At 67.5% G+C, this 26,501-nt stretch carries 26 protein-coding genes; 17 read left to right on the top strand and 9 right to left on the bottom strand.

Translation table 11 applies throughout. The features are described from left to right. Positions 1–44 precede the first annotated feature (44 nt). The 7 genes from CXQ96_RS06180 (at position 45) to CXQ96_RS06150 (ending at position 10,422) form a co-directional block, all read left to right on the top strand. On the top strand, positions 45–1,874 hold the full coding sequence (locus CXQ96_RS06180) for an ABC transporter ATP-binding protein (protein ID WP_104117156.1): 1,830 nt from the start codon (positions 45–47) through the stop codon (positions 1,872–1,874). Between the two features lie 395 nt (positions 1,875–2,269). Next, entirely contained in the window at positions 2,270–3,907 is a 1,638-nt protein-coding gene (locus tag CXQ96_RS06175) for an ABC transporter substrate-binding protein (RefSeq protein ID WP_104117155.1), read from the top strand. 135 nt (positions 3,908–4,042) lie between these two features. Beyond that, the gene (locus tag CXQ96_RS06170; protein WP_104117154.1) at positions 4,043–4,969 is read left to right on the top strand and encodes an ABC transporter permease; all 927 of its coding nucleotides are present in this window, start codon (positions 4,043–4,045) and stop codon (positions 4,967–4,969) included. Further along, positions 4,962–6,038, top strand: a complete 1,077-nt coding sequence (locus tag CXQ96_RS06165; protein WP_258058901.1) for an ABC transporter permease — start codon at positions 4,962–4,964, stop codon at positions 6,036–6,038. Before CXQ96_RS06170 ends, CXQ96_RS06165 begins: the two co-directional genes overlap by 8 nt. Further along, complete coding sequence (locus CXQ96_RS06160; RefSeq protein WP_258058900.1) at positions 6,035–7,798, top strand: ABC transporter ATP-binding protein; 1,764 nt, start codon at positions 6,035–6,037, stop codon at positions 7,796–7,798. Before CXQ96_RS06165 ends, CXQ96_RS06160 begins: the two co-directional genes overlap by 4 nt. A 208-nt stretch (positions 7,799–8,006) precedes the next feature. Beyond that, entirely contained in the window at positions 8,007–9,923 is a 1,917-nt protein-coding gene (typA, locus tag CXQ96_RS06155) for a translational GTPase TypA (RefSeq protein WP_104117152.1), read from the top strand. Between the two features lie 118 nt (positions 9,924–10,041). Then, entirely contained in the window at positions 10,042–10,422 is a 381-nt protein-coding gene (locus CXQ96_RS06150) for a hypothetical protein (protein WP_104117151.1), read from the top strand. A 10-nt stretch (positions 10,423–10,432) separates the two neighbouring features. Here the strand turns inward: CXQ96_RS06150 and CXQ96_RS06145 are convergent, their stop codons facing one another. Further along, positions 10,433–10,927 carry a transcriptional regulator gene (locus CXQ96_RS06145; protein ID WP_104117150.1) on the bottom strand — a complete coding sequence of 165 codons (495 nt, stop codon included), beginning with the start codon at positions 10,925–10,927 and terminating at the stop codon, positions 10,433–10,435. A gap of 177 nt (positions 10,928–11,104) precedes the next feature. Here CXQ96_RS06145 and CXQ96_RS06140 point away from each other — a divergent pair, with 177 nt between their 5' ends. Further along, positions 11,105–11,410, top strand: coding sequence for a hypothetical protein (locus tag CXQ96_RS06140; RefSeq protein WP_104117149.1), 306 nt, complete (start codon positions 11,105–11,107; stop codon positions 11,408–11,410). 17 nt (positions 11,411–11,427) lie between these two features. Here the strand turns inward: CXQ96_RS06140 and CXQ96_RS06135 are convergent, their stop codons facing one another. Next, entirely contained in the window at positions 11,428–11,685 is a 258-nt protein-coding gene (locus CXQ96_RS06135; RefSeq protein WP_308662576.1) for a hypothetical protein, read from the bottom strand. Positions 11,686–11,829: 144 nt separating this feature from the next. On the opposite strand from CXQ96_RS06135, the gene fdxA reads away from it, so the two are divergent. The 3 genes from fdxA (at position 11,830) to CXQ96_RS06120 (ending at position 14,748) form a co-directional block, all read left to right on the top strand. Next, entirely contained in the window at positions 11,830–12,156 is a 327-nt protein-coding gene (fdxA, locus tag CXQ96_RS06130; RefSeq protein ID WP_049829022.1) for a ferredoxin, read from the top strand. Then, on the top strand, positions 12,156–13,310 hold the full coding sequence (dapC, locus tag CXQ96_RS06125; protein WP_258058899.1) for a succinyldiaminopimelate transaminase: 1,155 nt from the start codon (positions 12,156–12,158) through the stop codon (positions 13,308–13,310). The genes fdxA and dapC overlap by 1 nt, the downstream gene beginning before the upstream one ends. A 154-nt stretch (positions 13,311–13,464) precedes the next feature. Next, positions 13,465–14,748 (top strand): citrate synthase, encoded by a 1,284-nt coding sequence (locus CXQ96_RS06120; RefSeq protein WP_104117148.1) that lies wholly within the window; start codon positions 13,465–13,467, stop codon positions 14,746–14,748. 128 nt (positions 14,749–14,876) lie between these two features. Here CXQ96_RS06120 and galE read toward each other — a convergent pair whose 3' ends face one another. Continuing rightward, complete coding sequence (galE, locus tag CXQ96_RS06115) at positions 14,877–15,902, bottom strand: UDP-glucose 4-epimerase GalE (RefSeq protein WP_104117147.1); 1,026 nt, start codon at positions 15,900–15,902, stop codon at positions 14,877–14,879. Positions 15,903–16,027: 125 nt separating this feature from the next. Between galE and CXQ96_RS06110 the strand changes: the two genes are divergently transcribed. Then, positions 16,028–16,642, top strand: a complete 615-nt coding sequence (locus tag CXQ96_RS06110) for a hypothetical protein (RefSeq protein WP_104117146.1) — start codon at positions 16,028–16,030, stop codon at positions 16,640–16,642. A 51-nt stretch (positions 16,643–16,693) separates the two neighbouring features. On the opposite strand, the gene CXQ96_RS06105 is transcribed toward CXQ96_RS06110, so the two are convergent. After that, on the bottom strand, positions 16,694–17,572 hold the full coding sequence (locus CXQ96_RS06105; protein WP_104117145.1) for a hypothetical protein: 879 nt from the start codon (positions 17,570–17,572) through the stop codon (positions 16,694–16,696). Between the two features lie 3 nt (positions 17,573–17,575). After that, positions 17,576–18,553 (bottom strand): 2,3,4,5-tetrahydropyridine-2,6-dicarboxylate N-succinyltransferase, encoded by a 978-nt coding sequence (gene dapD, locus CXQ96_RS06100; RefSeq protein WP_104117144.1) that lies wholly within the window; start codon positions 18,551–18,553, stop codon positions 17,576–17,578. A 33-nt stretch (positions 18,554–18,586) separates the two neighbouring features. Here dapD and dapE point away from each other — a divergent pair, with 33 nt between their 5' ends. Beyond that, positions 18,587–19,678: a succinyl-diaminopimelate desuccinylase gene (gene dapE / locus CXQ96_RS06095; protein WP_104117143.1), complete on the top strand. Its 1,092-nt coding sequence runs from the start codon at positions 18,587–18,589 to the stop codon at positions 19,676–19,678. 158 nt (positions 19,679–19,836) lie between these two features. Here the strand turns inward: dapE and CXQ96_RS06090 are convergent, their stop codons facing one another. From CXQ96_RS06090 to CXQ96_RS06075, 4 genes are all read right to left on the bottom strand, one after another. Next, positions 19,837–20,703, bottom strand: coding sequence for an amino acid ABC transporter permease (locus CXQ96_RS06090; RefSeq protein ID WP_104117142.1), 867 nt, complete (start codon positions 20,701–20,703; stop codon positions 19,837–19,839). Further along, on the bottom strand, positions 20,700–21,377 hold the full coding sequence (locus tag CXQ96_RS06085) for an amino acid ABC transporter permease (protein ID WP_104117141.1): 678 nt from the start codon (positions 21,375–21,377) through the stop codon (positions 20,700–20,702). Before CXQ96_RS06085 ends, CXQ96_RS06090 begins: the two co-directional genes overlap by 4 nt. Before the next feature lie 77 nt (positions 21,378–21,454). Further along, complete coding sequence (locus CXQ96_RS06080; protein ID WP_104117140.1) at positions 21,455–22,297, bottom strand: glutamate ABC transporter substrate-binding protein; 843 nt, start codon at positions 22,295–22,297, stop codon at positions 21,455–21,457. 58 nt (positions 22,298–22,355) lie between these two features. After that, positions 22,356–23,132: an amino acid ABC transporter ATP-binding protein gene (locus tag CXQ96_RS06075; protein ID WP_104117139.1), complete on the bottom strand. Its 777-nt coding sequence runs from the start codon at positions 23,130–23,132 to the stop codon at positions 22,356–22,358. 117 nt (positions 23,133–23,249) lie between these two features. On the opposite strand from CXQ96_RS06075, the gene CXQ96_RS06070 reads away from it, so the two are divergent. From CXQ96_RS06070 to CXQ96_RS06055, 4 genes are read left to right on the top strand one after another with little or no spacing between them, the layout of a single operon-like run. Continuing rightward, positions 23,250–24,128: a TIGR00730 family Rossman fold protein gene (locus CXQ96_RS06070; RefSeq protein ID WP_104117138.1), complete on the top strand. Its 879-nt coding sequence runs from the start codon at positions 23,250–23,252 to the stop codon at positions 24,126–24,128. Positions 24,129–24,163: 35 nt separating this feature from the next. Continuing rightward, on the top strand, positions 24,164–24,571 hold the full coding sequence (locus CXQ96_RS06065; RefSeq protein WP_104117137.1) for a DivIVA domain-containing protein: 408 nt from the start codon (positions 24,164–24,166) through the stop codon (positions 24,569–24,571). After that, entirely contained in the window at positions 24,568–25,176 is a 609-nt protein-coding gene (locus CXQ96_RS06060) for a DNA-3-methyladenine glycosylase I (RefSeq protein WP_104117136.1), read from the top strand. Before CXQ96_RS06065 ends, CXQ96_RS06060 begins: the two co-directional genes overlap by 4 nt. A 38-nt stretch (positions 25,177–25,214) precedes the next feature. Beyond that, positions 25,215–26,411: a hypothetical protein gene (locus CXQ96_RS06055; RefSeq protein ID WP_104117135.1), complete on the top strand. Its 1,197-nt coding sequence runs from the start codon at positions 25,215–25,217 to the stop codon at positions 26,409–26,411. Positions 26,412–26,501 lie beyond the last annotated feature (90 nt).

Genomic DNA, 26,501 nt, shown 5'->3' with positions numbered 1-26,501 from the left:
GAGCGCGGGCAGTCTCGCGCCTCCATCACGAAGGAGACCCCCTCATGAGTACTCAGGTAATCGGTGGCACAGGCGGCGCCGGCCCGGACCGGCCGGCGTTCCAGGGTCCCGTGCTCGAGGTCCGGAACCTCAGCGTCGACTTCGGTGTCGACAAGAAGTGGGTCCCTGCCGCCATCGACCTCAACTACGAGGTGCGTGCCGGCGAGGTCCTCGCCATCGTGGGCGAGTCCGGTTCCGGCAAGAGTGCCAGCTCCATGTCGCTTCTCGGGTTGCTGCCGTCCAACAGCCGGGTCACCGGCGAGGTGCTGCTGAACGGCAAGTCCGTCCTGACGATGTCGCCGGCGAAGCTCCGGCAGATCCGCGGCAACGACGTCGCCGTCATCTTCCAGGAGCCGATGACCGCACTGAACCCCGTCTACACCGTGGGTTTCCAGATCGTGGAGACGTTGCGCCTGCACAACGAGATCTCGCCGGACGAGGCGAAGCAGCGTGCGCTGCGCCTGCTGCAGATGGTGGAGTTGCCAGATCCCGACAAGGCGTTCCGCTCCTACCCGCACCAGTTGTCGGGAGGGCAGCGCCAACGCGCCATGATCGCCCAGTCACTGTCGTGCGATCCGAAGCTCCTGATCGCCGACGAACCGACGACGGCCCTGGATGTGACCGTTCAGGCCGAGATCCTAGACCTCATGCGCAACCTGCGCACCCAGTTGAACAGCGCGATCGTCCTCATTACGCACGACATGGGAGTGGTGGCAGACCTCGCGGACCGGATCGCCGTGATGCGCAAGGGCTGCATCGTGGAGACGGGCACGGCGGAGCAGATCTTCAACAACCCGCAGCACGAGTACACGCGGGCGCTCCTCGCCGCCGTGCCGCACCTCGGGCAGGGGGACGGGAACGACGACGTCGACATCACCGCCGCCCTGGCGGCAGCGACCCACACGGAGTTGCAGACCGTCGACCACGACGAGCTGGAGCGGCGCGAGCAGCAGGTACTCGCGCAGCTCCACGAGGAAGCGCACACGGCGTCGCCCGCTGCGGAGCCGGTCCTCGAGCTGGTGGACGTGGCGATCGAGTATCCGAAGCAGGGCCGCGTCCCGGCGTTCCGGGCTGTCGAGGGTGCGAACCTCACCGTCTATCCAGGCCAGGTCATCGGACTGGTGGGGGAGTCGGGCTCCGGGAAGACCACGATCGGGCGGGCCGCCGTCGGGCTGTTGCCGGTCGCGCACGGTTCGCTCAAGGTCGTGGGAACGGACATCTCGGGCTTCCGGCCCACGTCGAAGGAACTCGTGCAGGTGCGGCGGCACGTAGGCATGGTCTTCCAGGACCCGTCGTCGTCCCTGAACCCCCGGCTCCCGATCGGTGAGAGCATCGGTGAGCCCATGTTCCTGGCGGGCGAGGCCAAGGGTGGCGAGTTGCAGAAGCGCATCGAGACGCTGTTGGACCAGGTCGAATTGCCGCGTTCCTATCGCAACCGGTACCCGCACGAGCTGTCCGGAGGCCAGAAGCAGCGAGTCGGCATCGCGCGAGCGCTGTCGCTCAAACCGAAGCTGATGGTTGCTGACGAGCCCACGTCCGCCCTGGACGTGTCCGTGCAGGCGAAGGTCCTGGAACTCTTCCAGAACCTGCAGCGCGAACTCGGATTCGCCTGCCTGTTCGTCACGCACGACCTCGCCGTCGTCGACGTGCTCGCGGACTACATCTGCGTGATGAAGCGTGGGCGGATCGTGGAGCAGGGCACGCGTGACCAGATCCTGCGCAGCCCCCGGGACCCCTACACCCAGCGTCTGCTGGCGGCCGTGCCCTTGCCGGATCCGGCCAAGCAGAGAGAGCGCCGCGAGCTGCGAGCGAAGCTGATGGCGTCCACCGACTGAGTGCGGTCGCGTCCCCTGTAGGGGGTTGCACCCGACGTAGCCCGTCCTGCTGAGGCAGGGCGGGCTACGTCGCTGTGTCCGGTTCCGACGCCACGTGCCACTGTGGAACCCGGGACCGGACCGGGGCATGTACGCCACGTCGGCCTCCCCACGCCGGAAGCCCCCACGCTCCCGTTATCGAAGCGTGACGTGCCGCAGTCGCAGGCCGTCGCCCGCGGAATCACGGTCATCGGGCGGGCATCCTGAAAACCGCCTGGAAGCGCCGTCCTCCAAGATGTTCAGGGAAGCAACGGAATGGGCATATGATCTTCCGGTGTGAGTTGGCTCTCGCTCTCTGCGGAGCCGCTATCCCGGCCACAACAGCGCCGGAACGACCCAGATACCTAGGAGGCGGAATGCGTTTCACGCGCACTTCCAAAATGCTCAGCGTCGCGGCCATCGCCGTTCTGTCACTGAGTGCATGCGGCGGCGGAAGCAGTGAGTCCGGCACGAGCGAGGGCACCACAGATGCCGTCATCGTGGTGGATGGCTCCGAGCCCCAGAACCCGTTGATCCCCACGAGCACCAACGAGGTGGGCGGCGGAGCGATCCTCGACCTGATCTTCGCCGGTCTCGTGAGCTACGACGCGCACGGCGCGTCCCAGAACGAGATGGCCGAGTCCATCGAGACCGAGGACGCCCAGAACTACACGATCAAGCTCAAGGAAGGCAAGACGTTCACCAACGGCGACCCCGTCACCGCGAGCTCCTTCGTCGACGCCTGGAACTACGGTGCTGCCGCGAAGAACGCGCAGCTCTCGAGCTACTTCTTCGAGAGCATCGAAGGCTACGACGAGGCGAGCGCCGAAGGCTCCACGGTGGAGACCATGAGCGGCCTCACCGTCGTCGACGACCTGACGTTCACCGTCAAGCTCTCCCAGCCCGAATCCGACTGGCCCCTGCGCCTCGGCTACAGCGCGTTCTTCCCGCTGCCCGCCGTGGCTTTCGAGGATCCCGCCGCTTTCGGCGAGAACCCGATCGGCAACGGACCGTACAAGTTCGCCTCCGAGGGCGCCTGGCAGCACAACCAGCAGATCGAACTCGTGCCCAACGACGAGTACGAGGGCCCGCAGGCCGCGCAGAACGCCGGCGTGACCTTCAAGATCTACCAGAACGACACGACGGCCTACCAGGACCTGATCTCGGACAACCTGGACGTCCTGAAGACGATTCCGACCAGCGACATCAAGAACTTCAAGAACGACCTCGGCGAGCGCTCGATCGAATCGCCCTATGCAGGCAACCAGACCATCGCGATCCCGTACTACCTCCCGAACTGGGAAGGCGAGGCCGGCAAGCTGCGCCGCCAGGCGATCTCGATGGCGATCAACCGGGAGGAGATCACCGAGGTGATCTTCAACAACGGCCGCACCCCCGCGAAGGACTTCACGGCTCCCGTCCTCGAGGGCTTCAGCGAGGACCTCCCGGGCAGCGAGAACCTCGACTACAACCCCGAGAAGGCTAAGCAGCTCTGGGCCGATGCCGAGAAGATCGCACCCTACGACGAATCGCAGCCCCTGACCATCGGCTACAACGCCGACAAGGGTGACCACAAGACGTGGGTCGAGGCGGTCGTCAACAACATCAAGAACAACCTCGGCATCGACGTCGCGGGCAAGCCGTACGCGACGTTCAAGGAAGCACGTACCGAAGCCACCGAGGAGACCCTCACCGGCGCCCTGCGTGCCGGCTGGCAGGCCGACTACCCGTCGCTGTACAACTTCCTCGGGCCGATCTACGCCACGGGCGCCGGATCGAACGACGCGCGCTACAGCAACCCCGAGTTCGACCAGCAGCTGACCGACGGACTCGCCGCCAGCTCTGTCGAGGAGGGCAACGAGGCGATGAACAAGGCCCAGGAGCAGCTTCTGGAAGACCTCCCGGCCATCCCGCTGTGGTACCAGGTCGCCCAGGGCGGCTGGAGCAACAACGTGGACAACGTCGAGTTCGGCTGGAACGGTGTTCCGCTCTACTACGCCATCACCGGCAAGTAACCCCTAGCGGTCTCGGGGCCTGCCCGGCACAGGGCAGGCCCCTTTTCCGTGCTCCCACGAAAAGGTTCAACACCTCATGAGCAACCCCTCTTTGCGTCCGGTCCGGGCGCTCGCCGCGCCGGGAGGTGCGCGCTGATGGCCTGGTATATCGTCCGACGCTTCCTGCAGCTGATCCCCGTGTTCCTCGGCGCGACGCTTCTCGTCTACTTCCTGGTCTTCAGCCTGCCCGGTGATGCCACCGCTGCCATCTGCGGCGAGCGCGGCTGCACCCCGGCCGTCGTCGCTGGCCTGCGCGAGCAGTACAACCTCGACCAGCCCTTCTGGATCCAGTACCTGCTGTACCTCAAGGGCGTCCTGACCTTCGATCTGGGCACGAACTTCTCCGGCCGTCCGATCGCGACGATCATCGCCGAGGTCTTCCCGACCACCGCGAAGCTCGCCGTCATGGCCCTCGTCATCGAGGCAGTCTTCGGCATCGTCTTCGGCCTCGTCGCGGGTCTCCGCAAGGGGAAGATCTTCGATTCGTCGGTCCTCGTCCTGTCCCTGATCGTCATCGCCGTGCCGATCTTCGTGCTGGGCTTCCTGATGCAGTTCCTGATCGGAGTCAAGCTGCAGTGGACCAACCCGACGGTGAGCGGTGACGCGACGTTCGCGGAACTCCTCCTGCCGGCCGTGGTGCTCGGGCTGGTGTCCTTCGCCTATGTCCTGCGCCTGACCCGCACGAGCATCATCGAGAACGTCAATGCGGACTACGTCCGGACGGCCACGGCCAAGGGCCTGAGCCGCAGGCGCGTCGTCGTCGTGCACGTCCTCCGCAACTCACTGATCCCGGTCGTCACCTTCCTGGGCGCCGACCTCGGCGCACTCATGGGCGGCGCGATCGTCACCGAGGGCATCTTCAACGTCAACGGCGTCGGCAACACCCTCTACCGCGCCGTACTGAACGGTGACGGACCGATGGTCGTCTCGATCGTCACGTTCCTGATCCTCATCTTCTGCCTCGCCAACCTGCTGGTGGATCTCCTGTATGCGTGGCTGGACCCAAGGATTCGATATGCCTGAACCAACATCATCAAACGCTCCGGCCTCGACCTCGACCCCGATGTCGGCGGAAGGACTGGTCGGGTCGGAGCCGCAGGCCCCCCTGGCGACAGAGGCACCGACGCCCGTCGGCCGCACCAAGAAGTCCGCCTACCCGATCGAGCACTTCGTGGCGGACCCCGACGAGACCCCCGTCCGGGCAACCGACAGTGCCGTCTCCGATGCCGCTCCGCGCAGCCTGTGGGGCGAGGCGTGGCGCAGCCTGAGGCGCCAGCCGCTGTTCATCATCAGCGCCGTCCTGATCCTCGCGGTCATCTTCGTGGCGCTGTTCCCGGGCCTCTTCACGAGCGAGCCGCCGAACGAGAACTGCCTGCTCGAGAACTCCGACGGTGGACCGGCCCCCGGGCACCCGCTCGGCTTCACGGTGCAGGGCTGCGACATCCTGTCCCGCGTCGTCCACGGCACGCAGTCGTCGCTGACGGTCGGCCTGTTCGCGACCATCGGCGTCGTCCTCATCGGCGGCCTGATCGGTGCGCTGGCCGGCTTCTTCGGGGGCTGGATCGACGCCGTCCTCGCCCGCATCGGTGACATCTTCTTCGCGCTGCCGCTGATCCTCGGCGCGATCGTCGTCGTGCAGCTTCCGGTGTTCCAGCAGAACCGCAACGTGTGGACGCTCGTCGTCATCCTCGTGGCGTTCGGCTGGCCGCAGATCGCACGCATCACGCGCGCGGCCGTCATCGAGGTCCGGAATGCGGACTTCGTCACCGCGGCCCGGTCGCTCGGGGTCTCACCCCTCGGCGCCCTAGTGAAGCACGTCATCCCGAACGCCCTCGCGCCGGTCATCGTCATCGCGACGATCTCCCTCGGAACGTTCATCGTCGCGGAGTCGACGCTGTCGTTCCTCGGCATCGGCCTCCCGCCGGACGTCATGTCCTGGGGCAATGACATCTTCTCGGCGAAGCCGTCCCTGCGGAGCAATCCGATGGCCATCTTTTGGCCGGGACTCGCACTGTCGATCACTGTTCTGAGCTTCATCATGCTGGGCGATGCCCTGCGTGACGCTCTCGATCCGAAGGCACGCAAACGATGAGCCACAGCATGGGCAACGAAGTGGATGCCGGAAAGGGCAGCGACGGCCGGCGCCGGGCAGCGCGCACCGGGGGAATCCCGGCGTCGTCCGGCGCTCCGCGGCCGCTGCTCGAACTCCGCGACCTCGCCATCACCTTCTCGACGTCGAACGGGGACGTCCCGGCGGTGCGCAACGCGCACCTGACCGTGATGCCGGGGGAGACCGTCGCGATCGTGGGGGAGTCCGGCTCGGGCAAGTCGACGACGGCGCTGGCCGCCATCGGACTGCTGCCCGCGAACGGGCGTGTCTCGAACGGCAGCATCATCTTCGACGGCGAGGACATCACACACGCCTCGGAGAAGCGCATCGTCGAGCTCCGGGGATCCTCCATCGGCATGGTGCCGCAGGACCCGATGTCCAACCTGAACCCGGTGTGGAAGATCGGCTTCCAGGTCAAGGAGACCCTGAAGGCCAACGGACTCGCGAGCACTCCTCAGGACGTGGCGAAGGTGCTCTCCGAGGCGGGGCTCCCGGACGCCGCGTCGAGGGCCAACCAGTACCCGCACGAATTCTCGGGGGGCATGCGCCAGCGCGCCCTGATCGCGATCGGCCTGTCATGCCGACCCCGACTGCTGATCGCCGATGAACCGACGTCCGCCCTGGACGTCACCGTCCAACGACAGATCCTCGACCACCTGGACACCATGACGGAGGAGCTCGGCACCGCGGTGCTGCTCATCACGCACGACCTCGGCCTCGCCGCCGAGCGCGCCCACAAGGTGATCGTGATGTACAAGGGGCAGGTCGTCGAGGCAGGGCCGGCCCTCGAACTGCTGACCAACCCCCGCCACCCCTACACGCAGAAGCTCGTGGCGTCGGCTCCGTCGATCGCCTCGCGCCGCATCGCATCGGCGAAGCGCGCCGGTGTCGAGACCGGGGACCTGCTCGCTCCGGCGACGCCTCACGGTGCTGTGGCGGACAAGGTGATCGAGGTCGAGGACCTGACGAAGGTCTTCAAGATCCGCGGCAGCTGGGGGAAGTCCACGGACTTCACCGCCGTGGACAAGGTGTCCTTCTCCATCGCGCGCGGCACGACCACCGCCGTCGTGGGGGAGTCCGGCTCGGGCAAGTCCACCGTCGCGAAGATGGTGCTCGGCCTGGAAGGAGCGACGTCGGGCAGTATCCGCTTCGACGGCGTGGACATCACCACGCTCGGACGGAAGGAGATGTTCGATTTCCGGCGCCGCGTGCAGCCCATCTTCCAGGATCCCTACGGTTCGCTCGACCCGATGTACAACATCTACCGCACCATCGAGGAGCCGCTCCGCGTCCACGGGGTGGGCAACGCGAAGAGCCGGGAGAAGAAGGTCCGCGAGTTGCTCGAGCAGGTGGCGTTGCCGTCCTCGATGATGCAGCGCTTCCCGAACGAACTCTCCGGCGGCCAGCGCCAACGAGTGGCGATCGCCCGTGCGCTGGCGCTGGATCCGGAAGTGGTCATCTGCGACGAGGCGGTCTCGGCACTCGACGTGCTGGTCCAGGCCCAGATCCTGAACCTGCTCGCCGATCTGCAGTCCGAACTCGGCCTGAGCTACCTCTTCATCACGCACGATCTCGCGGTGGTCCGGCAGATCGCCGACCACGTGGCCGTCATGGAGAAGGGCAGGCTCGTGGAGCAGGGCACGACGGACGAGGTGTTCGACAACCCGCGGACGGCGTATACCCAGGCCCTGCTCGCGGCTATCCCCGGCGCCGGGCTCGTCCTCCCACCCGAGGTCGCCTAGCACGCCGCCCTGCACCGGACGGTGATGACACAGCGACGACGGCGGTCCTCCCTACGGAGGGCCGTCGTTGTGCGCCCACCGCTGATTCGGACCACCGCTGACAGCGCGCATTAGGTCTGTTTTTGTCCAGCACCTAGACTGGTGAGAGGGCGTGCAGTGCAGCCGCCGCCACTTTCCCCGCAGTAGATACCGAATTGAGTCATTACGCATGTCTGAAACCACAGGCAACACCGCTGTCCGCAGCGATCTCCGCAACGTAGCCATCGTGGCTCACGTTGACCACGGAAAAACCACCCTGGTCGACGCCATGCTGAAGCAGACCAACTCGTTCGCGGCGCACGGCGACGTCGCCGACCGCGTGATGGACTCCGGCGACCTCGAGCGGGAGAAGGGCATCACCATCCTCGCGAAGAACACCACGGTGTTCTACGACGGCCCCTCGGCTAATGGCGAGACCATCACCATCAACGTCATCGACACCCCGGGCCACGCGGACTTCGGCGGCGAGGTGGAGCGCGGACTGTCCATGGTCGACGGCGTCGTCCTCCTCGTCGACGCGTCCGAGGGTCCGCTGCCCCAGACCCGATTCGTGCTGCGCAAGGCCCTCGCGGCCAAGCTCCCCGTGGTGCTGCTGGTCAACAAGACCGACCGTCCCGACTCCCGCATCGAGGAAGTCGTCAGCGAATCGATGGACCTCCTCCTCGGACTCGCCTCGGACCTCGCGGACGAGGTTCCCGACCTCGATCTCGACGCGATCCTCAACGTGCCCGTGGTCTACGCCGCGGCCCGCGCCGGTGCCGCGTCGCTCGAGCAGCCCGCGGACGGCACCGTGCCCGCGAACGACAACCTCGAGCCGCTGTTCCAGACGATCATCGAGCACATCCCCGCGCCCCGGTACAACCCCGAGGGTGTTCTGCAGGCGCACGTCACCAACCTCGACGCCTCGCCGTTCCTCGGCCGCCTCGCACTGCTCCGCATCTTCAACGGAACCCTCCGTAAGGGACAGACCGTCGCCTGGGCCCGCCAGAACGGCGAACTGAAGTCCGTGAAGATCACCGAGCTCCTCGCCACCAAGGCGCTCGACCGTGTTCCCACCGAGTCCGCCGGACCCGGCGAGATCGTCGCCGTCGCCGGTATCGAGGGCATCACCATCGGCGAGACGCTCACCGATGTCGACAACCCCCAGCCGCTGCCGCTCATCACCGTCGACGATCCCGCGATCTCCGTGACCATCGGTATCAACACCTCGCCGCTCGCAGGCAAGGTCAAGGGTGCCAAGGTCACGGCCCGCCAGGTCAAGGACCGCCTCGACAAGGAGCTCATCGGCAACGTCTCGCTCCGTGTCCTGCCCACCGCGCGTCCCGACGCCTGGGAGGTCCAGGGCCGTGGTGAGCTCGCCCTCGCCATCCTTGTCGAGCAGATGCGCCGCGAAGGCTTCGAGCTCACGGTCGGCAAGCCGCAGGTGGTCACCAAGACCATCGACGGCAAGATCCACGAGCCGATGGAGCACATGACCATCGACGTGCCCGAGGAGTACCTCGGCGGCGTCACCCAGCTCATGGCCGCACGCAAGGGCCGCATGACCAACATGGCGAACCACGGCACCGGCTGGGTCCGCATGGAGTTCATCGTTCCCGCCCGTGGCCTGATCGGCTTCCGTACCCGCTTCCTGACCGACACCAGGGGTGCCGGTATCGCTGCGTCGATCTCCGAGGGCTACGAGCCGTGGGCCGGTGACATCGAGTACCGCACCAACGGTTCGATGATCGCCGACCGCGCCGGCGTCGTCACGCCGTTCGCCATGATCAACCTGCAGGAGCGCGGCTCGTTCTTCGTCCAGCCCACCTCCGAGGTGTACGAGGGCATGATCGTCGGCGAGAACTCCCGCGCCGACGACATGGAGGTCAACATCACGAAGGAGAAGAAGCTCACCAACATGCGTGCGGCCTCTTCCGACACCTTCGAGAACCTGACCCCGCCGCGCAACCTGACGCTCGAGGAATCCCTCGAGTTCGCCCGCGAGGACGAGTGCGTCGAGGTGACGCCCGAGTCCATCCGTATCCGCAAGGTCATCCTCGACGCCAACGAGCGCATGCGAGCATCGCGTTCGCGCGCCCGCGCCTGACGACCAGCTGCACGTGGTAGACGACGACGCCGGCACCTTCCCAGTGGGGAAGGGTCGGCGTTCGTCGTCTGCGGACCGGAGGGCTGCGGGATACGCGGGTGCGTCCCCACCCCGGCGGTTGGCCGCAGTGCTGGCCGCCGTCGGAGCGGGAATCGCTGCGGGGGTGCTCGGCACCCTCCTGCACGGGCACGTGCTGTACGCGGGCGGAGCCGCGCTGCCGGTCGGTTCCCTCGCGGCGCTGGTGCTTGCAGGGTGCCTGTTCCTGTTGTGCGGACTCTGGGCGCGGAACGTCATTCTGGCGGCGGTCGCCGGAGCGATCGCCTACAGTGTGGTGGCGCTGCTGTCGACGTCGTCGAAGACGCTGATCCTCACGGGCTCGTCCGAAGCCGCGCCGGGCCTGGCCCTTGCAGGGAACATCTGGCTCTTCGGCGTCCTGGTGGTGACGCTCGGGGCGGTCGCGCTCGCCGCCGTCGTGCTACGCCCCCTGCGGCGTCCCTGACCGGGAGGCCTCAGTCGGCCGTCCGGTCGAGGTGATGGGCCAGCATGATCGAGGTGGCCGTGCCGTCGTCGTCAGGCCCTCGCTGGACGTAGTCCTCGAAGACCTCCCGGATCCGCCCCATCATCTCTGCGCGGTGCTCGTCGTTGAGCCTGACTCCCAGTCGCCACACGTCGATCTCGGACGGCTGCAGTCCTTCGATCTCCTGGAGGAACGTCTCCACGAGGACGGGAGCCGCGTTGGGCATGCGGCTCCCCCAGGAGAGACCCGTTGCCCGGTAGGGGATCTCCTTCGCGCCGCGGTTACCGGTCCTGGCGTCCTCGGCGGCGAGGAACCCGGTGGACAGCAGGGTGCGGACGTGGTGCAGTGCCGTCGCCGGATTGAGGTCGAGGAGTCCCGCGATCTCCTTGTTGGTCCTCGGCTTGTGGAGGCACAGTCGGAGGATGCGGAGCCTGACGGGGGAGCTGAGCGCCCGGCTCCGTGCCTGGAGGTCCTCGTCTCTTTCCATCCGTCGATTGTACGGGGAAACGGCCTCCCCCATTGACAGGTCCCAATCACTGAAGGGTCTCGCTGCGGGACGGGTCCATGGCAGACCAGGCAAGTTCCGCTCCCAGGCGTTGCCCTCCCGGGCCGATCGTGCTTCGGTAGGCATGGACCAGTGGCGGATGAATCAACGGGGGATCGTATGGACCGCAGCGACGCAGTGAGCCTGAGGAGACGCACGTTCCGGTGGGGGGTCGGCCTGGGAGTCGCGGCTGTCGTGCTCATGATGGCGTGGCCACTGATTCTCGCCAACGTCGGGTCGTCCGATCCTGCGCAGAGTGCGCCCGTCGCCACCATGGTCACTACCGGCTACTCGGCGCTGATGACGGCGCTCCCGCTCTTCTCCGCCGTCCTGATCGGTGCGGCGCTCGTCATGCGTCACGCGGAGGCCCCTATAGGGGAGGCCAGTGTAGGGGAGGCGCCTGTATCGGAGGCGCCGACCGACTGAGCGGCTGCACCTGCGTGTCACTGGTCTCCTGGCTCAGAACCTGACGTAGGCCTTCGTGGAGCCCGTCGCGGTGGAGCAGGCGGCACGGGCTTCGCTGCGAGGACGTCGGCGAGCAGGACGACGTCGTCACCCCTGCGGGTGCGCACGGTACAGGAGGTCGCGTCGAGCGAGACGAGGTCACCGAGCGAGTCGGTCGCTCCGTTCTCGAGGCGCCGGCGGACGACGACCCTCGTCATCAGGGGGAGCGATGCGAGGAGGGCGGCGGGTGTCTGCACGCATCAAGGGTAGGCCCATCCGCGCCGATCGTGGTCCGTGGCCGGCCGGCGGTCCGTCGTCCTGCCGTGGTGGGCCGTTGCGTTAAGCTGGAAACCGCACCGCGGGTGCGGCAGCGGACCCAGTCACAAGGAAAGGCGTGGGAAGTGACCTACGTAATCGCGCAGCCATGCGTGGATGTCAAGGACAAGGCCTGTATCGAGGAGTGCCCTGTTGACTGCATCTATGAGGGCGAGCGATCGCTCTACATCCACCCGGATGAATGCGTGGACTGCGGCGCGTGTGAGCCCGTGTGCCCCGTCGAGGCGATCTACTACGAGGACGACACCCCGGAGCAGTGGGCCGAGTACTACAAGGCGAACGTGGAGTTCTTCGACGACCTCGGTTCACCCGGCGGAGCGGCCAAGGTCGGCAACACCGGGTTCGACCACCCGATCATCGCCGCCCTGCCGCCCCAGAACCAGCCCGCCTAGTGGCGGACGGGGAGCCGACCGCGTTCGGCCTGCATCTGCCCGATTACCCGTGGGACGCGATGGCGCCCTACCAGGAGATCGCCTCACGGCACGACGACGGCGTGGTCAACCTCTCCATCGGCACGCCGATCGATCCGACACCCCAGCTCATCAGGTCGGCCCTGGCCTCCGCAGCCGACGCCCACGGGTACCCGACCACGCACGGGACGGCCGCGCTGCGCGAGTCGATCAGCGCCTGGTTCGCGCGACGCAGGGGGGTCCCCGGGCTGGACCCGAAGGACATCCTGCCCACCGTGGGGTCGAAGGAACTGGTTGCGTGGCTGCCCCTGCTGCTCGGGCTGGGTGAGGGGGACGTCGTCGTCCGCCCCTCCGTCGCCTACCCGACCTACGACATCGGTGCTCACCTCGCCGGTGCGACGCCGGTCGCCGCCAATTCGCTGGCCGACCTCCCTCCGGACCTCCGCGCGCGCGTGCGCCTCGTGTGGATCAACTCGCCGGGCAACCCGACGGGCGAGGTGCTCGGCGTCGATGCCCTCCGCGCCATCGTCGCCGATGCCCGTTCCCTCGGCGCCGTGGTCGCCTCCGACGAATGCTACGGCGAACTCGGGTGGGGTCGGTGGGACCCCGCGGACGGCGGCGAAGCCGTGCCCAGTGTGCTCGACCCCAGAGTGTGCGGTGGAACCCACGACCTCCTGCTCGCCGTGTACTCCCTGAGCAAGCAGTCGAACCTCGCGGGCTACCGCGCGGCCTTCACGGCCGGCGATCCGAAGATCGTGGCAAATCTCGTCAACACCCGCAAGCACGCCGGCATGATCGTTCCCTACCCCGTCCAGGAAGCGATGCGTGTGGCGCTCGGGGACGATGTGCACGTGGCGGAGCAGAAGGACCTGTACCGCCGTCGTCGTGCCCTGCTCATCCCGGCCCTGGAAGCCGCGGGCTTTACGATCAGTGGTTCCGAGGCGGGTCTCTACCTCTGGGCGTCCGACGGCAGGCCGACGTGGGACACCATCGGGTGGCTCGCCGGGCTCGGGATCCTCGCCGGGCCGGGCACGTTCTACGGCGACGCGGGTGAGGGCTTCATCCGTGTTGCGCTGACAGGCAGCGACGAGAGGATAGAAGCCGCCGTCGCCCGACTCGACGGCGCGAGGCGCTGAGCGCAGGTTCCTGCGAAAGGCAGGAGGATTAGTGATCAGGGCACCGTGGGCGGTAGCGTTCTTGCTGACTGTGCGAGCGCCGGAGTGACCCGTGTCCCCCTGCGCAGCGATGATTCGTGGCGACAACCTCGCTCCGGCTCCTGAAGGAGAATCAATGACCGAGCAGAATGCTGCTTCCCTCCACTATGACGGCGGGGAACTCAGCCTGCCGCTGGTGCCCGCTGTCGAAGGCAACAACGGCTACGACGTGTCGAAACTGCTGAAGCAGACGGGCCAGGTCACGTTCGACCCCGGCTTCATGAACACGGCGGCCACGACGTCCGCGATCACCTACATCGACGGTGACGCCGGTATCCTCCGCTATCGCGGGTATCCCATCGAGGAGCTCGCCAAGAACTCGAGCTTCCTCGAGGTGTCCTACCTGCTCATCTACGGCAACCTGCCGACGCCCGAGGAACTGAGCGCGTTCGACGGCCGCATCCGGCGCCACACCCTCCTGCACGAGGAGCTCAAGGGCTTCTTCGGCGGTTTCCCGCGCGACGCGCACCCCATGCCCGTGCTGTCCTCCGCCGTCTCCGCGCTGTCGACCTTCTACCAGGACTCGCTGGACCCGTTCGACGACGAGCAGGTGGAGCTCTCCACCTTCCGCCTCATGGCGAAGCTCCCCGTCATCGCGGCCTACGCCCACAAGAAGTCCATTGGCCAGCCGATGCTCTACCCGGACAACTCCATGAACCTGGTGGAGAACTTCCTGCGGCTCTCCTTCGGGTTGCCCGCCGAGCCCTACGACCTCGATCCCATGATGGTGAAGGCGCTGGATCTGCTGCTCATCCTGCACGCGGATCACGAGCAGAACTGCTCGACGTCGACGGTGCGTCTTGTCGGAAGCTCGAACGCCAACATGTTCGCATCGGTGTCCGCCGGTATCAACGCGCTCTTCGGCCCGCTGCACGGCGGTGCGAACGAGGCCGTGCTGAACATGCTCCGCGACATCCAGGCCAAGGGTATGCAGCCCGAGGACTTCATGGAAAAGGTCAAGAAGAAGGAAGACGGCGTGAAGCTCATGGGCTTCGGGCACCGCGTCTACAAGAACTACGATCCGCGCGCGAAGATCGTCAAGGCGACCGCACACGACATCCTCTCGAAGCTCGGAGGGAACGACGAGCTCCTCGACATCGCCATGCGGCTCGAGGAGAAGGCCCTCGCCGACGACTACTTCATCGAGCGGAAGCTGTACCCGAACGTCGACTTCTACACCGGCCTCATCTACAAGGCCATGGGGTTCCCGGAGAAGATGTTCACCGTCCTCTTCGCCATCGGCCGCCTGCCCGGGTGGATCGCCCAGTGGCGCGAGATGATGCAGGATCCGCAGACCAAGATCGGCCGCCCGCGGCAGTTGTACACGGGCGAGGGAGAACGCCACTACCCGGCGAACTGACCCCCGTCGAGGGTCTGAACGCGAAAGGCCGCCCATCCTGCCGGATGGGCGGCCTTTTCCGTACCTGCGGAGGCCTGTGACGGCGGCGGGGTCGCCGACTACCGGCTACCTACCGGGAGCCGGCGCGTCTACTCGCCGGTAGCCTTCGCGTAGCCCTGCGGGTTGTTCTTCTGCCAGCGCCAGTGGTCCTCGCACATCTCGGCGAGAGTGCGTGTCGCTGACCAGCCGAGGTCGGCGAGGGCCGACGACGGATCGGCGTAACTCACCGCGGCATCTCCTGGACGGCGGGGCGCGAACTCGTAGGGAATGTCGCGGCCGACGGCGGCGGAGAACGCGGAGAGGACCTCGAGGACCGAGGAGCCGTTCCCGGTGCCCAGGTTCCAGGTGTGCACGCCGCCATGCGACACGAGGTAGTCGAGAGCGGCGAGGTGACCCTCGGCGAGATCGACGACGTGGATGTAGTCGCGGACGCCCGTGCCGTCCGGGGTCGGGTAGTCATTGCCGAAGACCAAGACCTTCTCGCGCCGGCCCACCGCGACCTGCGCCACGAAGGGCAGGAGGTTGTTGGGGATACCGGTCGGGTCCTCGCCGATCGTGCCCGAGGCGTGCGCGCCCACCGGGTTGAAGTACCGCAGCAGCGCGATGTTCCAGCGGCCGTCCGCTGCTCCGAGATCGGAGAGGATGTCCTCGATCTGCTCCTTGGTGCGTCCGTACGGGTTGGTGGCATCCAGCGGTAGCTTCTCGGTCAGCGGCACCTCCTCCGAAGCGCCGTACACCGTCGCGGAAGAGCTGAAGACGAGGGTTCGGACGCCGGCGTCATCCATCACGCGCAGCAGGTTCAACGTGCCGCCCACATTGTTGTGGTAGTAATACAGCGGCTTCTCGACCGACTCGCCCACTGCCTTAAGTCCCGCGAAATGGATGACGGCGTCCACCTGCTCCTCCGCGAAGATTGCCCGCAGGCGTGGCTCGTCGAGGAGGTCCGCCTGGTGGAACGTCGGGGTGCGGCCGGCAAGAGCGGCGACGCGCTCGAGCGAGGTCCGCGTGGAGTTCAGGAGATTGTCGACCACGACGACGTCATGGCCGTGGTCGAGGAGGGTCAGGACGGTGTGCGAGCCGATATAGCCGCTTCCACCGGTAACGAGGATTCTCATTCCTCCATCCTAGGTCGGTGTCCTGCCTGCGCTCCTCCGACGCTCCTGCGGCGGCGGCGCGGCTCTGGAGCGGAGCCCGCCCGGGGATTACTGTAGGAGCAGCCTGAGTGGTCCGAAGGAGGCCCATGTCGTACTCCGAGCCCGGCTACGGCGCACATTTCACGGTGGACACGTCCGAGGTCCTCCTCGTGGCGCTCTACCTGCGCGATTGTGCGGGGCTGCGGGGGGTGGGGCGCCCGGCGCTCCCGCCGGTCATCCCTCCGGTGCGGGTCGTCGACACCCGGCGCCTCACCGGACCCGTGGGGGGTCCGGCCGCACTGAGGGTCGAGTGGGACGCATGGTGGCACGGGCTCCTACGGCACCGCATCAGCGACGCCGTGCTGCCCATGCCCCCGCTGTTCGAGGCCCTCGACGGGATGGATGCGCTGAAGGCGCTGCTGAGGGCGCACGTCGGCGCGGCAATGCAGTGGGCGGAGGAACGGTGTGCCGAGTATGCGCTGCACGTCGGTGCCCGCGGGGTGGAGACCGTCGAGTACCTGCTGGCGCGGATGGTGCATGAACGTGAACTGGAACTCGGCCGCGCGGCGCGGCGCTTCACCCTCGAGGTCATCGAGCTGCCGCTGGGCGTCCACCGCGCGTGGTGGGTGGAACCGGACAAGCTCCTCATGTGTCAGGAACTGTTCGACGACGAGCGCTCCTTCCGGAGCTACGTGGAGCCCGTGGTCAGGATGCTGGCCTGAGGCCCGTTCGGGCTTCCACGGCACCGCTGCGGCCCTCTGCGGGCATCGTCCTCAGGGCGTGGCTGCTGCGACAGTGACAGTGAGCGTGCCGTCGGCGGACGTCGTCGGCGTCCAGCCGTCGTCCTCCCGCACCCACTCGAGGCCCGAGTAGGCCACCGACGTGATGTGGTGGGTCGAGGCATTGGCCACCGCCCATTGAGCGGCCGCCCACCCCGTGGTGCCGGTGACCTGCATCGTCAGGCGGTGGCCGTCGGCCACGCCACCGAGCGGTCCGAACACTTCGTCCAGGGCGGATGAGACCGCCAGGACGTCCCCGGACCCGTCCGGTTCGCGCAGCGTGCAGTTGAGTGCCGCAGGGGAGTTTCCCGTCAGGGCAGAGGCGAACGCACGGCCCTCCGGCTCGTGATCCGCGTACGCCTCTGGGTAGGCCGACCGCTGCACGGTCTGGGCCGCCTCGGTGATGGGCAGGGCCTCGTAGCCCGGTACCTGCACGAGCGCGTCGTAGAACGCGCCGGTGGCGTAGAGCGGTGCCATGACCTGCTCCTCCGTGCCCCAACCCTGCGAGGGGCGCTGCTGGAACAGGCCGCGGGAATCCGGCCCGGCGTCGTCGCCGTAGTCGATGTTCTCGAGCCGCGACTCCTGGATGGCGGTCGCGATGGCTATCGAGGCAGCCCGCGCGGGAAGGCCGCGGCTGACGGCCACGCCGGAGATGAGAGCCGCGTTCCCGGCCTGGGTGGGCGTGAGTTCGAAGGTGTCCGAGCCCACGGTGGCGCTGCAGCGCTCCCGGACCAGGACCTCGCTGTCCTCGAGCTGGTGAACGGCGACCACGGCCCCGCCGACGACGACGGCCGCGAGTGCCGTGAGCATGGCTGCGCTGCGTAGCCGTCGGCGACGACGGCGAACGGCAGCGGAGGGCGGGTACCGGGTCATGCCCTAATTGGCGTGCAGGGCCGGATTGAGCGCGATGCCCTCGCCGGTGCGCGGGCGGGCCTCGACCGCTCCCGTGACGGAATTGCGCAGGAACAGGATGCCGTGCTCGCCGGAGAGGTCCTTTGCCTTGACGAGCGTGCCGTCCTGCAGCGTCACCTTCGTTCCCGCCGTCAGGTACAGGCCCGCCTCGACGACGCAATCGTTCCCGAGGGAGATGCCCACGCCCGATTCGGCTCCCAGCAGGCAGCGCTCGCCGATCGTGATGCGCTCTTTCCCGCCGCCGGAGAGGGTGCCCATGATCGAGGCGCCACCACCGACATCAGAGCCGTCGCCGACGACGACGCCCGCCGAGATGCGGCCCTCGACCATCGAGTGACCGAGCGTTCCCGCGTTGAAGTTCACGAATCCCTCGTGCATGACCGTGGTGCCGTCGGCCAGGTGCGCTCCGAGGCGCACGCGGTCGGCGTCCGCGATCCGCACGCCGGTCGGTACGACGTAGTCCACCATGCGGGGGAACTTGTCCACCCCATAGACGGCGACGGGCCCGCGTGCCCGGAGGGCCGCCCGAACGGTCTCGAAGCCCTGCACGGCCGCCGGACCGTGATTCGTCCAGACGACGTTGGCAAGGAGCCCGAAGACGCCGTCGAGGTTGATCGTGTTGGGCTGCACGAGCCGGTGGGAGAGGAGGTGGAGCCTGAGGTAGGCATCCTCGGTGCCCGCCGGGGCGGCGTCGAGGTCCAGCTCGACGTCCACGACACGCTGCGTGACCTTCCGCGCGTTGTCCACTCCCTGCTGGGCGAGGGCCACGAGGGTGTCGCGCAGCTCCTGCTTCCCGCCGTCGCCCAGCGTGTCCTCCCCGAGCCACGGCGCGGGGAACCAGGTGTCCAGGACGACGCCGTCCGCAGCCACGGTGGCGAGGCCGGTACCGCCGGCGACGCGCTGGGAGGCGGGCAGGGATGAGCTGGGCAGGTGAGAAGTCATGGGCAGCAGTCTACCGAGGGATAGTGTTGCAGCATGATTCAGACACCCCCGCTGGAGCTCGATCTCACCTCCGACGTCGCCCACCTGACCGCCCGACTGATCGACGTCGAGAGCGTCTCCGGGAACGAGGTGGGCATCGCCGACGCCATCGAACGTGCGCTGCGTCCGCTGGAACACCTCGAGGTCATCCGCGACGGCGACTGCGTCATGGCGAGGACGCATCTCGGGCGTTCCGAGAGGGTCATCCTCGCGGGACACATCGACACGGTGCCGCTGCCGGGTGTTCCCGGATCCCGCGGGACCGTGCCGTCGTCGTGGGAGGGGGAGACCCTGTTCGGCCGGGGTGCCACCGACATGAAGGGCGGGGTGGCCGTGCAGCTGGCACTTGCCGCGGCCTTGACCGAGCCCACGCGCGACATCACCTTCATCTTCTACGATCACGAGGAGGTGGAAGCGTCCCTCAGTGGCCTCGGGCGGGTTGCACGCTCCCAGCCGGAGTGGCTGAGGGCCGATTTCGCGGTCCTCCTGGAACCGACGGACGGTACGGTCGAGGGCGGCTGCAACGGAACCGCCCGGTTCGAGGTGCGGACAGCCGGCAAGGCCGCCCACTCCGCCCGCGCCTGGATGGGTGTCAACGCGATCCACGGCGCCGCCGAGGTGCTGGTGCGGCTGCGCGACCACGAGCCCGCCACCGTTCACGTTGATGGCCTCGACTACCGGGAGAGCCTCAACGCGGTGAGGATCTCGGGCGGTACGGCCGGCAACGTGATCCCGGACGGCACGGTCATCGAGGTGAACTACCGTTTCGCACCGGACAAGTCTCCCGAGCAGGCCGAGGAGCACGTCCGTGCGCTGCTCGAGGGTTTCGCGGTCGAGCGCACGGACGCTGCTGCCGGAGCCCGGCCGGGGCTGCACCACCCTGCAGCGGCCGCCTTCGTCGCCGCTGTGGGCGCCGAGCCCAAACCGAAATACGGCTGGACGGACGTTGCGCGCTTCAGCGCCCTCGGCGTGCCCGCGGTCAACTTCGGCCCGGGCGATCCGCTCCTCGCACACACGGACGACGAGCACGTGCATGCCGGCGCCGTACGGGCGTGCCTTCAGGCCATGGTCACCTGGTTGTCGTGACCTCGCAGCTGTGACGGCCGGGTCGACGCCGGCACCGGCCGGCACGAGCGGCCGGCACCACGGGAGACGACGAAGGCGAAACGACGAAGGCGGAACGACGAAGGGCCCGGCGGCTGCCGGGCCCTTCGTCGTCGTGCCGTACCTGCGTTATGCGTGGATCAGGTCGACGCGGCGTCCATGACGATGGACCCCTTCGCTGCAGGTTTCGCCTTCGTCCTGAAACTCAGCAGGACGGAGAGCCGCGTGGCGAGCGTCGACAGGGCGAAATTGATGATGATGAAGATCGCCGCAGCCACGAACAGGGACGGGATCACGTTGCCCTCCCCGACCCCGAGGCGGCGCGTGTACTGCAGCAGCTCAGGGTAGGTGATGATGAAGCCGAGCGCGGAGTCCTTGAGGATCACCACGAACTGGCTGATCAGGGCAGGAAGCATCGCGATCAGCGCCTGCGGCACCTCGACGTTCCGCAGTGACTGGTTCCTCGTCAGGCCGATGGCCATCCCCGCCTCGCGCTGGCCCTTGGGCAGCCCGTGCACGCCGGAGCGCACGAGTTCGGCGATGACCGACCCGTTGTAGAGCGTCAGGGCGACGACCACCGCGATGAGCGGTGCATCCTGGGGTTTGACCGACCCGGAGCTGCCGAGCGCCAGCCAGAAGAAGATCATCATCAGCAGCACGGGCACGGCGCGGAGGAATTCGACGACGACGCCCGCTACCCAGCGGATGGGGGCGGAGTGCGACAGGCGACCGACGCCGAAGACCAGTCCGAACAGGACCGACGTCACGATCGAGATGCCGGCGGCCTTCAGCGTGTTGAGCAGTCCGGGCAGGATGAAGAACTCCCAGGTCCGCGACTCCAGGAAGGGGGCCCACATGCTGCCGGCGAACTGGCCCTTGTCCGCCAGAGCCGAGATGATCCAGGCGACGATCGCGAGGACGATCAGCACACCGATGATGTTGCCGATGAGGATGATGCGCCGGGCGCGGGGGCCGGGCGCATCGAAGAGGACCTGCTGCGCGCTCATCGTGCCACCGCCAGTTTCCGTGAGGCCCAGGTGGTGAGGAGCCCGATGGGGATCACCAGGACCACGAAGCCCAGGGCGAAGGTGAGGAAGATCGGGATCACGAGGTCAGAGCGGAACTCGATCATGGTCTTCATGAGGCTCGACGACTCGGCGGCGACGGAGCCCGCGGCGGCCACCGTCGAGTTCTTGATGAGGGCGATCAGCACGTTGCCGAGCGGTGCGATGGCTCCGCGGAAGGCCTGCGGCAGGATGATGAGGCGCGCTGCCGGGAGGAAGCTCAGGCCTATGGCCCGGGCCGCTTCCGCCTGGCCGAGCGGGACGGTGTTGACGCCGCTGCGGATCGCCTCGCACACGAAGGCCGCGTGGTAGAGCGCCAGCCCGACGATCGCGATCCGGAAGAGGCTGACGTTCAGGTCGGCCGCGAGACTGATCTGCATGACGGAGAACAGACCGAGGAAACCGAACGCGAGGATGATCGTCAGGGGCGTGTTGCGGAAGATGTTGACGTATGCCGCGCCGAACCACTGCAGGCTCGCGATCGGGGAGATGCGGAACAGTGCCAGCACCGTGCCGATGACCAGGGCGATGATGGCTGCCCAGAAGGACAGCTGGATGTTGACCCAGAAGGCCGCGGGCACGTTGTACGTCTCGAACAGAGACAGGTAGTTCTCCACGGTTCACCTCTTTCGTGGTGGGGAACATGGCATTGGTGGGGTGGTCCGTGCGGACCACCCCACCAATGGAAGCGATGCTAGGCGCAGGGTGCGGGGGTGGGCGGGTTGAGCTCCGCGTTGAAGGTGTAGTCGGCACCTTCGGTGTTCTTGGTGATCGCCTCTTCCCATGCACCGTCGTCGATCATCTTGGTGATGGCCTCGTTGATCTGCTCGCAACGCTCGGTGCTGCCCTTCGGCAGTCCGACGCCGTAGTTCTCCTCGGAGAACGTGTTGCCGACGACCTTGAACTTGCCTGCGTTGGACTCCTGCGCGGCCAGGCCGGCGAGGATGATGTCATCGGTGGTGACGGCGTCGATCTGGCCGCCGCCCATCGCGGTGACGCACTCGGCGTAGCCCGGCTGCTCGACGAGCTGCACGCCCGGGTACTGGTCCTTGATCTTCTGGGCCGAGGTGGAGCCGGTCACCGAGCAGAGGTTCTTGCCCTCGAGGTCCTCGGGACCCGCGATGTCGCTGTCGGTGGGGACGAGGAGGTCCTGGCCTGCTACGAAGTACGGTCCGGCGAAATCGACCGTCTCCTTGCGGGTGTCCGTGATGGAGTAGGTCGCGAAGATCATGTCCACCTGGTTGTTGGACAGCAGGTTCTCGCGGTTGGCGGAGGGGGCCTCCACGAACTCGATCTGGTCCTCGCTGAAGCCGAGTTCGCCCGCGACGTACTTCGCGACGTCGACGTCGAAGCCCGAGTAGGAGCCGCCCTCGTCGAAACCGAGCCCGGGCTGATCGAACTTGATACCGATGCGGACGGTCTCACCGCCGGCCTCGCCACCGCTCTCTCCTTCGGCGCTGTCGCCGCCGCCACAGGCGGACAGTGTCAGTGCGGCCACCGCGGCCACCGCGGCTGCTGCGTATCGGGTCTTCTGCATGGGTTCTCCTTGTGTTGCGGCCTTCGAGGGCCTGATGGGTGCTGGTGATGAGTGGGGGTCAGTGCGAGAGGATCTTGCCGAGGAAGTCCTTGGCGCGGTCGCTCTTCGGGTTGTCGAAGAACTCCTCGGGCGTGGCCTGCTCCATGATCTGGCCGTCGGCCATGAAGATCACGCGGTCGGCGGCCCTGCGGGCGAAGCCCATCTCGTGGGTCACCACGATCATGGTCATGCCCTCCTTGGCGAGGGACACCATGGCATCGAGGACCTCGTTGATCATCTCCGGGTCGAGAGCGGACGTGGGCTCGTCGAACAGCATGACCTTGGGCTTCATGGCGAGGGCGCGGGCGATGGCCACGCGCTGCTGCTGGCCGCCGGACAGCTGGGCGGGGAGCTTCTGCGCCTGGTTGTCGACCCCGACGCGCTTGAGCAGGGACATCGCGAGATCCTTGGCCTCGCCGCCCTTCATGCCCCGCACCTTGATCGGTCCGAGCGTCACGTTCTCGAGGATGGACTTGTGCGCGAAGAGATTGAAGGACTGGAACACCATGCCGACGTCGGCCCGGAGTTTCGCCAGCGCCTTGCCCTCTGCGGGGAGCACCTTGCCGTCGATGGTGATCTCGCCGTCGTCGATCGTCTCGAGGCGATTGATCGCACGGCAGAGGGTCGACTTGCCGGAGCCGGACGGGCCGATCACGACTACGACCTCGCCGCGGGCTACATCGAGATTGATGTTGCGGAGGACGTGCAGGTCCCCGAAGTGCTTGTTCACGTTCCTGAGCGAGACGAGAGGGCTTCCCGAGGACGCGGGCGTAGTCGGTTGCGGTTCACTGGTCATGGGAGAAATGTAGCGAACTATTCCTTCCCAGCAATACGAAGCAGCGGAATGGCGGGGATTGTGATTCAAGAGCAATCAAAGATCCCCGCGGCGCGCCCGGTTGGTTAGCCTAGGTGGATGTCTCCCTCCCAGCACCCGGCGGCCAACGACGATGTCCGGCCCTCCACCACGCACGACGACGTCCCCGCGGGCTCCGATCGGCTTCCCGCGGGCAGTGCGAACGGCACGGGCGGCGACCGCCCGACCAGGACCGCAGCGGGACAGCCGGCCCGGCGCAGGGGATCGGTCGAGCTGAGGCGTAGCCAGGCCGCGACCCCGCAGTCGGACAACATGCTGCTCGATGCCGACGATACGGGCGGATTCGTCCGCACCGATCCGTGGCGCGTGCTGCGTATCCAGAGTGAGTTCGTGGAGGGCTTCGGAACCCTGGCCGACCTCGGTCCCGCCATCAGTGTCTTCGGGTCGGCCCGGACGGCCCGGGATTCCTCCTTCTACGCCATAGGTGAGGAGGTGGGCCGCCGGCTCGTCGAAGCCGGCTACGCCGTCATCACCGGAGGAGGACCGGGAGCCATGGAGGCTGCCAACAAAGGTGCCTGCGAGGCGGGCGGGACCTCTGTGGGACTCGGCATCGAGCTGCCGTTCGAGCAGGGCATGAACGAGTGGGTGGACCTCGGCATCAACTTCCGGTACTTCTTCGCCCGCAAGACCATGTTCGTGAAGTACGCCAGCGGTTTCGTCGTGTTGCCGGGCGGCTTCGGAACCCTCGACGAACTCTTCGAGGCGATGACACTGGTGCAGACCGGCAAGGTGACCTCCTTTCCCATCGTGCTCATCGGCGTCGACTACTGGCGACCGCTCCTGGACTGGATCGAGGGCACCCTGCTCGCGGAGGGCACCATCTCGGCCAAGGACCTGTCGCTGCTGCAGCTCGTGGACACCGCCGAGGAAGCGGTGCGGATCGTGGCGGCCTCCGCGGGTCACGAGCACGCTTCCTGAGCGGTGCGCCGGGACGACTCTGGCACCATTGCCGTGTGACTATCTTCCTGGTGATCCTCGCCATCCTGCTGGTCGGGGGAACCGCGCTGCTTGCATCCGGGCGCGCGCTGCCGGCGCCACTCCAGCGACTCGGGAGCGGATCAGGATCCTCGGATCGGATCGGGAGAGCTCCGGGAACCACCGATGAACCGGCCGATGGGCACTCTGGGCCGTCCCTGAGCCTCGGCCTCGTGGAGCCCGTAGCCTCCCTCCCGCCCGTCCTCCTGCCCGATCCTCCCTCGGCCCGGGACGTCGACGCCGTGCGGTTCGGCCTCGGGCTACGCGGCTACCGGATGGACCAGGTGGACGAGGTACTGGACCGGCTTGCGGCCGCTATCGAGCAGCGCGACGCCGTGATCAGGGAGCTGCGCTCCCGGCTGGCAGGAAGGGACACCGACAGATGAACGGTGCGGTCCCGGGCTCCGACGGCCGACCGAGGTGCGGCTGGGCAACCTCGTCCACCGAGTACGAGCGCTACCACGACGAGGAGTGGGGCCGACCCGTGCACGGCGAGGCAGCACTGTTTGAGAGGTTGAGCCTCGAAGCGTTCCAGTCCGGCCTGAGCTGGATCACCATCCTGCGCAAGCGTGAGGCGTTCCGTCGTGCCTTCGCCGGGTTCGACCCCCTGACGGTCGCGGCATTCGGCGCCGGGGACGTGGAGCGACTGATGGCAGACGCCGGGATCGTCAGGAACCGCCGGAAGATCGAGGCGGTGATCGCCAACGCGGGAGCGCTGCTCGCCCTGCCCGACGACGTGACCCTCGGGTCGATCCTCGCGCGCTATCGATCCACTGACGGGCCCCCGCCCGTGAACCTCTCGGACGTGCCCGCCACCACGCCCGGGAGCACTGCCCTTGCCCGTGAGCTCAAGACGTGCGGGTTCCGGTTCGTCGGCCCGACGACGGCGTATGCGATGCTGCAGGCCACGGGCTACGTCAACGACCATCTCCGCGACTGCTGGGTCCGGCTCGACGTCGCACGCGCCACCGTTCCTGAAGCTGCCCGGTGAGCCGTACCGGCTCCGCCGCCACGGGTAGGACGCGCCCGGTGTCGGTCCACTGGTCGTTGCAGGTCCTCGCGGTCTTCGTTGCCGGGCGCCTGGTGTCCACCGTCCTGCTGCTCGTCGCCGCCGCACGGCAGGGCGCCAGCCCGTGGTCCGGCCCCGCTCCCGCCTACGGCACCTTCATCAACTACTGGGACAGCGGTTGGTACGAGCGCATCTTCCGGGAGGGCTATCCCACCGAACTGCCGCGGGACGCGCTGGGCGAGGTCAGCCACAACCAGTGGGCCTTCTACCCCCTCTTTCCCGGGCTGGTCCGCCTGCTCCACGTCGTCACCGGGCTCGGATGGGGGGTCCTCGCGCCTTTGGTGGCGGTCGCGGCCGCCGCGGGTGCATCGCTGGTGGTCTACCGGTTGTTCCGTCTGCGCGCGGAGCACCGCACGGCCCTCGCCGGCGTCGCCGTCGTGTCCTTCGCGCCCGTGTCCGCCATCCTTCAGGTGCCGTACGCCGAATCCGTGCACCTGCTGCTGCTTGCCGGGGCGCTCTACCTGGTCTCGACGAACCGGTACAACGCGGCAATGCCCGTCGTCCTTCTCATGTGCCTCGCGCGCCCTGCCGGTGTCCCCTTCGCGATCATGGTGGGGGCCCTCTTCCTCCATGCACTCTGGGCCCGGAGGAAGAGGATGTCGTCCTGGCGGCACCGGAGCGTGCCACAGGGTGGGGGCGACCCGGCGGGGGTGCCCCTGGTGCCCCTGTTCCTCCTGGGCGTGGTCTCATCGATCGGCGCTGTTGCCTGGCCCCTCATCGCCTGGGCCGTGACGGGGCAGCGCGACGCCTACGTCGCGACCGAGACCGCATGGCGGGGGGAAGCCCTCGCTCCCTTCCTGCCCTGGTTCGAGGCACCGGCCTCGGTGCTCGGGCCCGCCGCCGCAGCGCTGGTCGTGGTAGCGCTCCTGGTGGGCGCCGCCGTCCTCCTCCTCGCGCCCGCGGTGCGTTCGCTGGGGCCCGTCCAGGTCTACTGGTGCGCCGGGTACCTCCTGTACCTGGCGGCGTTCTGGGACCCGCAATCGAGCACGTGGCGCATCCTGCTCCCGCTGTTCCCCCTGGCCCTTGCCCTCGCGAACGCCGCCGGGGCCCGCGCGCTCTGGTTGCTCCTGCCGGTCTCGGTCGTGCTCCAGTTCCTGTGGGTGGACTGGCTGTGGGCGTGGAGCCCGTCCGGACCGGACGGGGATTATCCACCCTGAGTGTGATTCACGCCGCACCTGAATTAGCAGGTGCAGGCCTTGTGCTGAATAATGAAGGTGATGACGTGCACAGCCGGACCTTTCAACAGG

This window comes from Arthrobacter sp. B1805 (genome assembly GCF_002929745.1).
Taxonomy (GTDB): domain Bacteria; phylum Actinomycetota; class Actinomycetes; order Actinomycetales; family Micrococcaceae; genus Arthrobacter_D.
The sequence above is the reverse complement of the archived record's forward strand: the minus strand, read 5'-3'. Positions and strand labels throughout refer to the sequence as shown.